At 73.4% G+C, this 12,410-nt stretch carries 12 protein-coding genes; 6 read left to right on the top strand and 6 right to left on the bottom strand.

The features are described 5' to 3' along the window. The first annotated feature begins 20 nt into the window (after window positions 1-20). Window positions 21-278 carry a hypothetical protein gene (locus BRM3_RS14080; RefSeq protein WP_263593919.1) on the top strand — a complete coding sequence of 86 codons (258 nt, stop codon included), beginning with the start codon at window positions 21-23 and terminating at the stop codon, window positions 276-278. A gap of 96 nt (window positions 279-374) precedes the next feature. On the opposite strand, the gene deoD is transcribed toward BRM3_RS14080, so the two are convergent. After that, complete coding sequence (deoD, locus tag BRM3_RS14075) at window positions 375-1,103, bottom strand: purine-nucleoside phosphorylase (protein WP_263593918.1); 729 nt, start codon at window positions 1,101-1,103, stop codon at window positions 375-377. 59 nt (window positions 1,104-1,162) lie between these two features. Between deoD and BRM3_RS14070 the strand changes: the two genes are divergently transcribed. Further along, window positions 1,163-2,434 (top strand): MFS transporter, encoded by a 1,272-nt coding sequence (locus tag BRM3_RS14070; RefSeq protein ID WP_263593917.1) that lies wholly within the window; start codon window positions 1,163-1,165, stop codon window positions 2,432-2,434. Here BRM3_RS14070 and BRM3_RS14065 read toward each other — a convergent pair. From BRM3_RS14065 to BRM3_RS14055, 3 genes are all read right to left on the bottom strand, one after another. Then, complete coding sequence (locus BRM3_RS14065) at window positions 2,421-3,038, bottom strand: L-threonylcarbamoyladenylate synthase (protein ID WP_263593916.1); 618 nt, start codon at window positions 3,036-3,038, stop codon at window positions 2,421-2,423. The genes BRM3_RS14070 and BRM3_RS14065 overlap by 14 nt on opposite strands. An 8-nt stretch (window positions 3,039-3,046) precedes the next feature. Beyond that, entirely contained in the window at window positions 3,047-4,594 is a 1,548-nt protein-coding gene (locus BRM3_RS14060; protein WP_263593915.1) for an AMP-binding protein, read from the bottom strand. A gap of 83 nt (window positions 4,595-4,677) precedes the next feature. Continuing rightward, complete coding sequence (locus tag BRM3_RS14055; RefSeq protein WP_263593914.1) at window positions 4,678-5,049, bottom strand: DUF952 domain-containing protein; 372 nt, start codon at window positions 5,047-5,049, stop codon at window positions 4,678-4,680. Between the two features lie 103 nt (window positions 5,050-5,152). On the opposite strand from BRM3_RS14055, the gene BRM3_RS14050 reads away from it, so the two are divergent. The 3 genes from BRM3_RS14050 to BRM3_RS14040 are packed head-to-tail and all read left to right on the top strand — an operon-like array spanning window position 5,153 to window position 7,529. Further along, window positions 5,153-5,638 (top strand): low molecular weight protein-tyrosine-phosphatase, encoded by a 486-nt coding sequence (locus tag BRM3_RS14050; protein WP_263593913.1) that lies wholly within the window; start codon window positions 5,153-5,155, stop codon window positions 5,636-5,638. Next, complete coding sequence (locus BRM3_RS14045; RefSeq protein WP_263593912.1) at window positions 5,635-7,113, top strand: amidase; 1,479 nt, start codon at window positions 5,635-5,637, stop codon at window positions 7,111-7,113. Before BRM3_RS14050 ends, BRM3_RS14045 begins: the two co-directional genes overlap by 4 nt. Next, window positions 7,110-7,529 (top strand): RNA-binding S4 domain-containing protein, encoded by a 420-nt coding sequence (locus BRM3_RS14040; RefSeq protein WP_263593911.1) that lies wholly within the window; start codon window positions 7,110-7,112, stop codon window positions 7,527-7,529. Before BRM3_RS14045 ends, BRM3_RS14040 begins: the two co-directional genes overlap by 4 nt. An 11-nt stretch (window positions 7,530-7,540) precedes the next feature. Here BRM3_RS14040 and BRM3_RS14035 read toward each other — a convergent pair whose 3' ends face one another. Together BRM3_RS14035 and BRM3_RS14030 are read right to left on the bottom strand one after the other, a co-directional pair. After that, a complete protein-coding gene (locus BRM3_RS14035; protein ID WP_263593910.1) occupies window positions 7,541-8,956 on the bottom strand; it encodes a PrsW family intramembrane metalloprotease in 1,416 nt (471 codons plus the stop codon). After that, complete coding sequence (locus tag BRM3_RS14030) at window positions 8,953-9,489, bottom strand: DUF4282 domain-containing protein (RefSeq protein ID WP_263593909.1); 537 nt, start codon at window positions 9,487-9,489, stop codon at window positions 8,953-8,955. Before BRM3_RS14030 ends, BRM3_RS14035 begins: the two co-directional genes overlap by 4 nt. A gap of 291 nt (window positions 9,490-9,780) precedes the next feature. Between BRM3_RS14030 and clpB the strand changes: the two genes are divergently transcribed. Then, on the top strand, window positions 9,781-12,408 hold the full coding sequence (gene clpB, locus BRM3_RS14025) for an ATP-dependent chaperone ClpB (protein WP_263593908.1): 2,628 nt from the start codon (window positions 9,781-9,783) through the stop codon (window positions 12,406-12,408). The last annotated feature ends 2 nt before the right edge of the window (window positions 12,409-12,410 follow it).

Here is a 12,410-nt window from a genome sequence, read left to right as displayed (position 1 = left end):
GGGATCACGGAGGAGACAGCATGAGCCACACGCCCGATGACGGCGCCCACGCGACCACGTCGACCGAGACGGTCTCGGGCGGCAACTCCACGCCGCTCAGCATCGTCCTGTTCGTCGTGCTGTTCGGCCTCTTCTGCGCCGGTCTGTACCTGCTGAGCCTCGGCTTCGGCCACTACTCGGCCCACTGGGTCAACGGCACCTACTTCCTCGGCGGCCTCGGGGCCGTGCTGGTCGCCCTGTTCGGCACCTTCACGGTCGTCCCGAAGTTCCTCACCTGAGAGACCACCGCCCCTGAGGAAGGGCCCCGATGCCGCGGCATCGGGGCCCTTCCTCGTGCTCATGGGGCCGCCCGGGCCCGCCGTGAGGGAGAGGGCTCAGCGCCCGCCCCGCTCGCCGTCGAGCCGGACGACGGCCTCGAGCGCCATCACGATCATGTCCTCGAAGGTCTCCTGACGCTCCGCCGAGGTCGTCTCCTCGCCCGTGAGCAGGTGGTCGGACACCGTGCACACGGCCAGGGCGCGACGGCCGAACTGCGCGGCGAGCGTGTACAGGGCCGCCGCCTCCATCTCCACGCCCAGCACGCCGTAGCCGGCGAGGGTCGAGGAGATCGTCGTGTTCGGGTTGTAGAACTGATCGGAGGAGAACAGGCCGCCCACCACGGCGGGCAGCAGCTTGTCCTGGGCGACGTCCCAGGCATGGCGCAGCAGCTCGAAGTCCGCGGCGGGTGCGAAGGTGACGTCCCCGAAGCGAGGGCGGTTCATGGCGGAATCGGTCGAGGCGGCCATGCCCAGGATCACGTCGCGCACGTGCACCGACTCGGCGAGCGCGCCGCACGTGCCCACGCGCAGGATCGCCTGCACGTCGTAGTCGGCGAACAGCTCGTGCGCGTAGATGCCGATCGAGGGCTGGCCCATCCCCGACCCCTGTGCGGAGACCCGCACCCCGCGGTAGGTCCCCGTGTAGCCGAGCATGCCGCGCACGTCGTTGTACTGCACGGGGTCCTCGAGGAAGGTCTCGGCGATCCAGCGTGCCCGGTACGGGTCGCCGGGCATGAGGACGTAGGGGGCGATCTGGCCCATCTGGGCCCCGATGTGAGTCGACATGGTCACAGCGTACGGGTCGCCCGCGCGCCCGTCCGCGACAGGGTGAAAGGATCGGGGCGATGTCCTCCCTCTCCGCCCCCGCCCCGGTCACGGCCGACCGCCCCACCCCGACCGACCGTCGGGCCCGCTGGGCCGTCTCCCTCGTCTTCTTCCTCAACGGGATCTCGTTCTGCGCGATCCTGCCGCGCTATCCCGAGCTGCGCGCGAACCTCGACCTGAGCTACGGGCAGTTCGGCCTGGCCATCGGGCTCGGGCCGCTCGGCGGGCTCGTGGCCGGCCTCGGAGCCGCCGCCCTCATGCGGCGCTTCGGCTCCGGGCGCACCGCCGTGCTGTTCCAGGTGGTCGCGAGCACGTGCCACCTGCTCATCTACACGGCGCAGTCGTGGGCCTGGCTCGCCGGAGCCCTCCTGCTCGCGACCGCGGCCGACGCGATCACCGACATCTCGATGAACGCGCACGGCATGCGGGTCGAGCGCCGCTACGGCCGCTCCATCATGAACTCCTACCACGGCTGGTGGTCGCTCGGCGCCGTCGCGGGCGGCCTGCTCGGCGCGGCCTGCGCCCAGTTCGCGGTGCCCCTGTGGGCCCAGGGGATCGCGGGCCTGGTCGTCTTCGGCGCGGTCGCCCTCGGCTCGGCCCGCTCCATGCTCACGGGCCACGACCAGAGCGAGCGGGAGGCGCTCGCCGCGGGAGCCTCGGCCGCCTCGGCGAACGACGCCGCCGTCGCGCCCCCGGCGGGCGGCCGCCTGAGCGCCTGGAAGCTGAGCGGGCGGGCCGTGGGCATGCTGCTGGCCCTGGGCATGGTGCTCGTGTTCGCGGGTGCGACCGAGGACGCGGGCAACACGTGGGGCGCCCAGTTCATGGACTCGACCTTCGGGGTCTCCCCGTTCGTCGCGGGCATGGCCTTCGTCGCCCTCCAGGGAGCCCAGACCATCGGCCGCTTCACGGGCGACGCGGTCGTGGACCGTCTCGGCGACCGGATGACCGCCCGGCTCGGCGCGCTGCTGTCGATCGCGGGCATGAGCCTGGCCCTGCTGGCGCCCCACCCCGCCACCGCGATGATCGGCTTCGCGTGCGCCGGCTGGGGCATCGCGACCCTCTTCCCCGCCGCCTTCCGTGCGGCCGACGAGCTCCCGGGCGTCACCCCCGGCGTCGGCATCACGCTCGTGGGCTGGCTCGCCCGCATCGGCTTCTTCCTGGCCCCGCCCGTCGTGGGAGCCCTCGCCGACGCCTTCACGCTGCGCTACGCGCTGTGGCTGATGCCGATCTACGCCGTCATGATCCTGCTGTTCTCGGGCGTGCTCGAGACCCGCCGCGTCAGAAACGGCTGACGTCGCCGGCGCCCTCGCGCCGGATCTCGAGCTCGCCGCGCGACAGGTCGATCACGGTCGTGGGCTCGGTGCCCACCTCGCCCGCGTCGATGATCCCGTCGAGCTGGTGGTCCAGCAGGTCCTGGACCACCCAGCCCTCCGTCGGCGGGTCCTCGTGGCCGGGCAGCAGCAGGGTCGAGGACACGATGGGCTCTCCCAGCTCGCGCACGAGCGCCTGGGCGACCCGATGATCGGGGATCCGCACGCCCACCGTGTGCTTCTTGGGGTGGGCCATGCGCCGCGGCACCTCCTTGGTGGCCGGCAGGATGAACGTGTACGGCCCCGGCGTCGCGTTCTTGACCAGCCGGAACACCGGGTTGGAGACGATCACGAACTGGCTGAGCTGCGCGAAGTCCGCGCACACGAGCGTGAAGTCGTGGTTCTTGCCGACCTGGCGGATCCGCCGGATCCGCTCGAGCCCCTCGGGCGCATCGAGGGTGCACCCCAGCGCGTAGCAGGAGTCCGTGGGGTAGGCGAGCAGACCGCCCTCGGAGAGGATGCGGACGGCCTGCGCGATGAGCCGCGGCTGCGGGTCGACGGGATGGATGTCGAGGTAACGGGCCATGCCCGATGCTACTGCGCAGCGCCCCCGGCGAGGATCGCGATGCGCGCGGGCACCTTGACGGGGGACAGGCGCTGGCCCACGAAGCGGCGCAGGTCCTCGGCGGTGCACGCCGACCCGTCGCGCAGGACCACCGCGGCCTCGACCTCCTCGCCGCCGCCGTCGAGCGCCGTGCCGCCCACGCGCGCCTCGACGACGTCGGGATGGCCCATGAGGGTCGCGGCGACCTCGAGGGGCGAGACCGAGCGGCCGTCGGGGGTGACGATCCGGGCCCGTGAGGCGAGCAGGTGGTCGATGCCCCGGCCGGCGGCGAGATGCGCGCGGTCGCCCGTGCGCATCCACCCGTCGCCCGAGAGGACGTGGGCGGTCTCGTCGGGGCGGTTCCAGTAGCCGTGGAACACCTGCGGCCCCGCGATGAACAGCTCGGCGTCGGCCCCCACGCTCACCCGCACCTCCGGCAGCGCCCGTCCCAGCGCGTCCGGGTGCTCGGCGTCGAAGGTGCCCGCGACCGAGATGCCGCACTCGGCCCGGACGTAGCCGATGTCGACGGGGCAGCGGGTCAGCTCGCGCCACCGCCGGGCGAGCTCGGCATCGAGGTCCTGCTGCAGGGTCAGGGCGCGATGCACGGCCGAGAGGTCCCCGCCCGTCTCGGCGGCCGCGCGCGCGAGCCGGTGCAGGACCGGCGGGGTCGCGGCGAGCACGGTCGCCCGTCCGCGACGCAGTGCCGCGAGGGCGTCGTCGGTCGAGGGGGCGAGCACGAGCGATCCGCCGTCGAGCAGGGCCGAGATGAGCCCCACGTAGGCGCCGGCCGGCTCGTGCAGGGGCACCGTCGCGCACACGCACGCCGAGACCTCGTCGCGCCACAGCGAGCCGAGCTGCCGCGCGCTCGCCACCAGGTTGGCGTGGGTGAGCATCGCCCCGAGCAGCTCCCCGTCGGCGCCGATCGTGTACTGCAGGAGCGCGAGGTCCCGTGCGGCGGGCTGCGGGTGGGCGGGGGAGAGCGGCGAGGAGGCGAGCAGCAGCCGCCACGGGATCGCGTGGTCGAGGGGGCGGGGCCGGTGCCGCAGCGGGAGCCGGCGCAGGTGCTGTACGGCCGCGAGCCGTGCCTGCATCGCGCGGCGCACCCGCACCGATGTGCGGCACGGCGGGTCGACCGCGATCACGGCCTTGGGGTGCACGTCCGGCGGGAGGTGGCGCAGGGCCGGGATCGCCTGCCGGTCGGCGATCGCGACGACCGCGGAATGGTCCTCGAAGGCGCGACGCAGCTCGCGCGCCGTCGAGGTGGGGTCGTGCAGCACCGCGACCGCGCCGATCCGCAGGGCGGCATGGAAGGCGATGACCGCCTCAGGGTGCATCTCGCACACGATGGCGACCCGATGGCCCGGCCGCACGCCGAGCTCGTAGAGTCCCCGGGCGAGCCGGGCGACGTCGTCCAGGAGCCGCGCGTACGTGCGGCGGCGCCCGCGATGCTCGAGGGCCACGGCGTGCGGGGAGCGGTGCGCGGCCTCCGCGAGCGCCGCCGGGACGCTCGGGGCACGGGACGCGTCGCTCACGGGCATGGCCGTCATCGTAAGGACGCTTTCTGAGGGGTTCCTCGGTGCCGCGTCCGCCCGGCCCGGAGCCCGGCGGCGCGCACGTGGGCTCACGCGATGACGACGAACTCGCGGCCGACCCATTTGGTGCGCCGCAGACGCAGCACCGCGTCGATCGGGATCGGGCCGAGCACGTGCGGATAGGTCTGCTCGCTGTCGTCGCCGTCGGTCCCCGGCTCGAACTCGACGCGCATCCCGGCGGCCTCGACCCGGTCGACGTCGATCTCGAGGATCACGAGATCGTCGGGACGGTCCGGGTAGACACGGCGGGCGACGGCCGAGATCTGCTCGGGCCACGAGGCGTGGATGTAGCCCTCCTGGGCCAGGTCGCGTCCGCGCGTCGAGGCCGTGTAGCGCCCGGCGAGAACGCCGTCCTCCCACAGGCCGAGCTCGGTGATGTGCCAGATGAGGGGCGCGGGCATGAGGGGGAGTGTAGCGTGGGGGACCGTCCCGCCCGCGCCGGGGCCGCCCCCCTCGGGCGGCGTGCCCGCGCCGGCACGTTCCGAGCGATCAGGGGAGAGCGCGATGCCCTACCGGGTGCTGACCGTCTGCACCGGGAACATCTGCCGGTCCCCGATGGCCGAGTACCTCCTGCGGGAGGCCTTCGTCCAGGCGGGGCTCGACGACCGGGTCGACGTCGACTCGGTGGGCACCACCTCGTGGGAGGAGGGCGAGCGGATCGATCCGCGAGCCGGCTCCCTGCTCGCCGCCCGCGGGATCGACGCCTCGGACCATCGCGCCCGCCACATGACCCCCGCGGACCTGCACGCGGCCGACCTCATCCTCGCCCTCGACGAGGACCATGTGGGCCCGCTGCGCCGCACGGCCGGTGCCGCGCGCGACCGGATCCACCTGATCCGGGAGTTCGACCCCGCGGCGCACGGCGACCTCGGCATCCGCGACCCCTGGTACGGCGACGAGGACGACTTCGCGAGCGCCGCCGCGCTCATCGACGCCGCCGTGCCCGGCATCGTCGACCACGTGCGCGACGAGACAGCCCTGCCGGCATGAGCACCGCTCCCCGCGCAGGCGCCGCCCCGCTCGGCGACGAGGATCCCGCCTCGCTCGGCGCCCTCGACCTCGCGCGGGCGCTCCGCGCGGGCCTCGTGAGCGTCGCCGACCACACCGAGGCCGTGCTCGCGCTCGCCGCCGCACGCGGCCCGAGGGTCGGCGCGTTCGCCCATCTCGCCCGCGAGCTGTCCCGGCGCCAGGCGCGCGAGGCCGACGCCGCGCTCGCCGAGGGCGACGTGCGCCCCCTGCTCGGCGTGCCCCTGCCCATCAAGGACCTCGCCTCGGTGGCCGGCCTGCCGTTCGAGGCCGGGAGCGCCGTGATGCGAGGCACCGTCGCCGAGCAGACCGACGGCGTCGCCGAGGACCTGCTCGCCGCCGGCACGGTGACGATCGGCAAGACCACGGTGCCGGAGTTCGGCTTCCCCTGCTACACCGAGCCCGCGATCTCGGCGCCTGCCCGCACGCCGTGGGACCTGCGGCGCACGGCGGGCGGATCGAGCGGCGGGGCCGCCGCGGCCGTCGCCTCCGGGATCGTGCCGATCGCGCACGGCACCGACGGCGGCGGCAGCGTGCGCATCCCCGCCGCCTGCTGCGGCGTCGTCGGCCTCAAGACGTCGCGCGGGCTCGTCTCGCCCGGCCCGCTGGGCACCGAGGGCCCCGGCCTCGTGGCCGACGGGATCCTCGCGCGCAGCGTGCGCGACATCGCCGCAGGGCTCGACGCGATCGTGCACGTGCGCCCGGGCGACGCCTTCCCCCTCGCCGCCCGTCCCGGCTCCTACGTGACCGCGTGCGACGACGCCGGCGCCTCGCGCACGCTGCGGATCGCGGTGCTGACCGAGCCGCTCAACATCGACACCGAGATCCACCCCGCGGCCCTGCGCGCGGTCGAGCGGGCGCGCGAGACCCTTGTCGCCCACGGGCACGCCGTCGAGACCATCGGCGCGCCGTTCACGCCCGAGCAGTGGCGCGCCTTCATGCCGATCTGGACCGTGGGCGCCGCCTCCATCCCGCTGCCGCCGGAGGCGGAGGAGCACCTGATGCCGCTCACCCGCTGGCTGCGCGAGCAGGGGCGGCGCTACGACGCCCGCGACCTCGCCCGCGCGCAGGCCGGCATGCAGACCGTCGCCCGTCGCGCGGGGGAGGCCTTCGCACCGTACGACGTCGTGCTCACCCCCTCCCTCTCGGGCCCGCCCGCCTACCCCGAGCAGCTCCAGCTCGCGGACCCCGCCGCCGACTTCGACGCGCAGTGCGCCTTCACGCCGTGGACGAGCACCTGGAACATGACGGGCCGCGCCGCGATCAGCGTCCCCGTGCACCGCGAGCGGTTCGACGGCGTCGAGCTCCCGCTCGGCGTGCACCTGGGTGCAGTGCGCGCGGGCGACGAGGCGCTCCTGCTCGCCCTCGCGGCCCAGCTCGAGGCGGCCGACCCGTGGCCGCGCATCATCCTGCCGCCCGGGCCCGACGAGGACCGATGAGCGTGCCCGAGCAGGCCCCGCCGATCGGCCCCACGGAGCCCCAGCCCGGCGACCCCGCCCAGGTGCGCCTGGACGTCTGGCTGTGGTCGGTGCGCCTGGCCCGCACCCGGTCGGCCGCGACGACCGACTGCCGCGGCGGCCACGTGCGCCTGAACGGCAACCCCGTCAAGGCGGCGCAGGCCGTGCACGTGGGCGACGAGGTGCGGGTGCGCCGTCCCGGCGTCGAGCACGTCTACCGGGTGCGCCGCCTGCTCGGGCGCCGGGCGGGCGCCCCCGTCGCGCGCGGCGCCTACGAGGACCTCACCCCGCCCGCGCCGCCGCAGATGCTCGCCCGGCCGCCCCGGCGCGATCAGGGCACAGGGCGCCCCACCAAGAAGGAGCGCCGCGAGATCGACCACCTCCGCGGACGGGACTGACCCCGCGCCGGTCAGCGCACGTGCGCGAGCAGGGCCTGCCGGTTGGTGGTCAGCCGGTCCAGCAGGCGGCGCTCCTCGGCGAGGCCCTTGGGGCTCGCCCCGTCGGCCAGCAGGCGCTGGCGGGTCGAGGCGAGGGCGGCCGACTCGCGGATGAAGGTCTTCATGACGGGGCCGGCGTCGATCGAGCGCGCCCAGCGCCGCCCCTCGCGCCTCCCCTTCCACGTCGCGAGCATGTCGACCTCCTGGTGGGTGAGCCAGCCCTGGTTGGCGTAGTCGCCCAGACGCACGCGGGTCAGGCGCGACTCGTCGAACACGAGCACCCCGATGAGCGCGAGCCACAGCCCCGAGAAGATGACCTCGACGACGAGCATGAGGATCAGCCCGCCCAGCCCCAGGCTGTCCTGGGCGATGCTCGTGCCCCCGTTCCAGCACGCGTGCAGGAACATGCCGGGCCAGGTCGCGACGAGGAACACGAGTGCGCCCGGCAGGGTGCCCCACTTGCGGACCACGAGGCCCATCACGACACCGGTCAGGGACGTGTACACCGAGTGCCCGAAGATCCCGATCACCCCGCGCACGAACACGAGGAACAGGCTCTGGGTGAAGGTCCCGCCGGCCTCCGGGACCGACAGGTAGTACTGGATGTTCTCGACGAACGCGAAGCCGCCGCCGATGAGCGCGCCGTAGACGAGGCCGTCGAGCGGACCGTTGAAGAACTTGCGCGCCACCAGGAGCAGCAGCACCAGGCCGAGCCCCTTGGAGGTCTCCTCGACGATCGGCGCGCCGATCGTCGAGCCGACGAAGGTCGTCGTGGCCTCGCTGCGCGTGACCGCGTACAGGACGTAGAAGATCGCGGTGTTGACGACGTACGCGATCGACGCGGCGATCGCGGCGCCCCAGAACACGGCGATCAGCAGGAGGGGCAGGGGCTGGGGGTCCCAGCGGTCGGCCAGCACGATCAGCCCGACGATCACGATGAGCGACAGCAGGGCGATGAACGCGTAGACCGCCCACAGGGCGGGACTCGAGCTGCCGTTGAGGGCGAACATGATGAAGCCGCCGGCGAGCACGATCAGCAGGATCAGGCCGAGCAGGCCCGCGAGCACCCACGAGACGATCGTGCCGACGGGCACCGGGGTCCCCTGCGCCTGGACCTGCTCGATGCGACGGGTCTGGGTGGCCCATGCGCTCTGCGGCTGGGCCTGCTGCGGCTGCTGCACGCCGTGGGGCGCGTAGCGCGGCCGGGTCAGGCCGGACGCGGGGCGCACGGACGTGTCGTACAGGCGGGGCAGGCCGTAGTCGACCTGCGGGGGCTGGGAGGGCAGCGGCGAGGTTCCCGGTGCGCCCGGTGCGCCGGGTGCGGCCCCGGGACGAGGGCGTCCGTTGGGCATGATCTGGCCCGGGCGCTGGGGCGGCGGCTGGCTCATGCGTGCGTCCCGTCGGCGTCGGGCTGCTGCGCCGCCTCGTCCGCACGGGCGACGAGGTGCCGCAGCAGGTCGGCGGAGGCCTGGGTCTCGTGGGCCGTGCGCACGGTCGAGGTCATGAACTCGATCGACACGCGCGCGATGATGATGCCGAGCAGGGCCGGGATCCACCCCAGCAGGAGCACGACGACGGGCAGCCACGGCGCGAGCAGCTCGTCGTCGTAGTAGCCGTACCCGGCCGACGAGAAGCCGACCAGGGAGGCGACGAGCAGCCAGAACAGCCAGGTGAGCACCATCGCCGCGATGCACACGGCGTAGACGACGCCGGCGCCGTCGACGAGCACGGAGCGCCGGAAGGAGAAGTCGACGAGTCCCTTGAGGAGGCGCACCACGACGTTCTCGCGGCGCGGGGCCGGGGCCGCGGCGGAGGCGGGAGCGGTGGGCTCGGTCCCCGTCCCGCTCGCCGGGATTGGACTCCAGGGCGAGGGGTCGGGCGTGGTCGAGGGCGGAGGGCCGTACGGGTTGGGATGGGACACGAGGTCTCCTGCTCGGGAAGGCTCGGGGATGATGAGGACGGGACAGAGGGAGCTGACAGGACAGACGGGATCGCGACGTGCTCGGAGGAGGCGTGCACGGACGTGGTCCTGGCCCGATACTACCTGTGACGCACACCATGGGTCCGAGGACTGTGGACGGACCGATCAGCAGGGTTGAGCGGAATACGCTCAACCCTGGCGACGTTGTGGAGAGCGTGGGTCCCAGGACCCCGGGCGGCGCCCGACTCGGAGCGCCCCCGACCACCACCGACCAGCACCCGAGGAGATGCAGTGGAATTCCGCTTCACCACCCGGTCGCAGGAGGCCGTGACGGCGGCGGCCGAGCTCGCGGAGGAGCTCGGGAACCCGCAGATCGCCGCGCTGCACCTCCTGTCGGCCCTCATCGACCAGAAGGACGGTATCGGCCGCGCCGCGCTCGAGCAGCTCGGCGCCGACCTGCCCGCCCTCGCCCGTCGCGTCGCCGACGCGATCGGGACGCTGCCCCGCGTGAGCGGCGGCGGCGATCGCCACCCGACGTTCGTCGGGCCCGGCTACGACGCCCTCGAGGCCGCGCGCAAGGACGCGGACTCCCAGGGCCAGACCTACCTGTCCACCGAGAACCTGATGATCGGCATCGCCCTCGGTTCGGACGAGGCGGCGCGCCTGCTCGCCGACGCCGGCGCGACCCCCGCACAGCTGCGCGATGCCATCAGCGATCTCAGAGGAGGCGGCAGCATGGACACGGAGAACCCGGAGGGCTCCTTCAAGAGCCTGGAGAAGTTCGGGGTCGATCTCACCGAGCAGGCCCGTGAGGGGCGCCTGGACCCGGTGATCGGCCGGGACGCCGAGATCCGGCGCGTGGTGCAGGTGCTGTCGCGCCGCACCAAGAACAACCCGGTCCTGATCGGCGAGCCCGGCGTCGGCAAGACGGCCGTCGTCGAGGGACTGGCCCAGCGCATCGTCGCGGGCGACGTGCCCGAGTCGCTGCGCGGCAAGACGCTCGTCTCCCTCGACCTGTCCTCGATGGTCGCGGGCTCGAAGTACCGCGGCGAGTTCGAGGAGCGGATGAAGTCCGTGCTCGACGAGATCCGCACCTCGGGCGGCCAGATCATCACCTTCATCGACGAGCTGCACACGGTCGTCGGGGCGGGCGGCAGCGGCGACGGCTCGATGGACGCGGGCAACATGCTCAAGCCCATGCTCGCGCGCGGCGAGCTGCGCATGGTCGGTGCGACCACGCTGGACGAGTACCGCGAGAACATCGAGAAGGACCCGGCGCTCGAGCGCCGCTTCCAGCAGGTCTTCGTCGGCGAGCCGAGCGTCGAGGACACCATCACGATCCTGCGCGGGCTCAAGGAGAAGTACGAGGCCCACCACAAGGTCTCCATCTCCGACGCCGCACTCGTGGCCGCCGCGACCCTCTCGGACCGGTACATCAGCGGGCGTCAGCTGCCCGACAAGGCCATCGACCTGGTCGACGAGGCCGCCTCGCGCCTGCGCATGGAGCTCGACTCCTCGCCCGTGGAGCTCGACATCCTGCGCCGCCAGGTCGACCGCCTGAAGATGGAGGAGCTCGCGCTCGCGGGCTCCGACGACGCCGGCTCGGTGGCCCAGCTCGAGTCCGTGCGCGGACAGCTCGCCGACCGCACCGAGCAGATGGACGAGCTGTCGGCGCGGTGGGAGCGCGAGAAGGCCGGCCTCAACCAGGTCGGCGAGCTGCGTGCCCGCCTCGAGCAGCTGCGCATGCAGGCCGACCGCGCCCAGCGCGAGGGCGACCTGTCCGCGGCCTCCAAGATCCTCTACGGCGACATCCCCACGCTCAAGAAGGAGCTCGTGGACGCCGAGGAGAAGGAGCAGAGCGGCGATCTGCCCGACGATGAGAAGCCCATGGTCTCCGAGCGCGTCGGCCCCGACGACATCGCCGAGGTCGTGGGCTCGTGGACCGGCATCCCGGCCGGTCGCCTGCTGCAGTCCGAGACGCAGAAGCTGCTCGAGATGGAGGACATCATCGGTCGGCGCCTGATCGGCCAGCGGCGCGCGGTGAGCGAGGTGTCGGACGCGGTCCGGCGGGCGCGGGCCGGGATCTCCGACCCGAACCGCCCGACCGGCTCGTTCCTGTTCCTCGGCCCCACCGGCGTCGGCAAGACCGAGCTCGCCAAGGCGCTCGCGGAGTTCCTGTTCGACGACGAGCGCGCCATGGTGCGCATCGACATGTCCGAGTACGCCGAGAAGCACACCGTCTCGCGTCTGGTCGGCGCCCCTCCGGGGTACGTCGGCTACGAGGAGGGCGGCCAGCTCACCGAGGCGGTCCGGCGGCGCCCCTACACGGTCGTGCTGCTCGACGAGATCGAGAAGGCGCATCCGGACGTCTTCGACATCCTCCTGCAGGTGCTCGACGACGGCCGCCTCACCGACGGCCAGGGCCGCACGGTCGACTTCCGCAACACGATCCTGATCCTGACCTCGAACCTGGGGGCGCAGTTCCTCCAGGATCCCGGCCTCGACCAGGCGGCGCGCCAGGACGCGGTGATGAGCGTCGTGCGGGCGTCGTTCAAGCCCGAGTTCCTCAACCGCCTCGACGACATCGTCCTGTTCGATCCGCTGAGCCCCACGGAGCTCGCGCGCATCGTGACGCTGCAGATCGCGGCTCTCGACGACCGGCTCGCCGATCGCCGCATCACGCTCGACGTGTCCGGTACGGCCACCCAGTGGCTCGCGGACAAGGGCTTCGACCCGCTCTACGGCGCCCGGCCGCTCAAGCGGCTCGTGCAGAAGGAGATCGGCGACTCCCTCGCCCGGCTCATCCTGCGCGGCGAGGTGCACGACGACGAGACGGTGCACGTGGACGTCGACCCCGACGTCGACGCGCTCGTGCTCTCCGTGGCCCCCACCCCCGAGCCGGCGCACGCCGGCCGCTGAGC

The sequence above is a fragment of the Brachybacterium huguangmaarense genome, from assembly GCF_025725725.1.
Lineage (GTDB): Bacteria > Actinomycetota > Actinomycetes > Actinomycetales > Dermabacteraceae > Brachybacterium > Brachybacterium huguangmaarense.
Note: the sequence above shows the minus strand (reverse complement) of the source record. Positions and strands in the feature narration are given on the sequence as shown.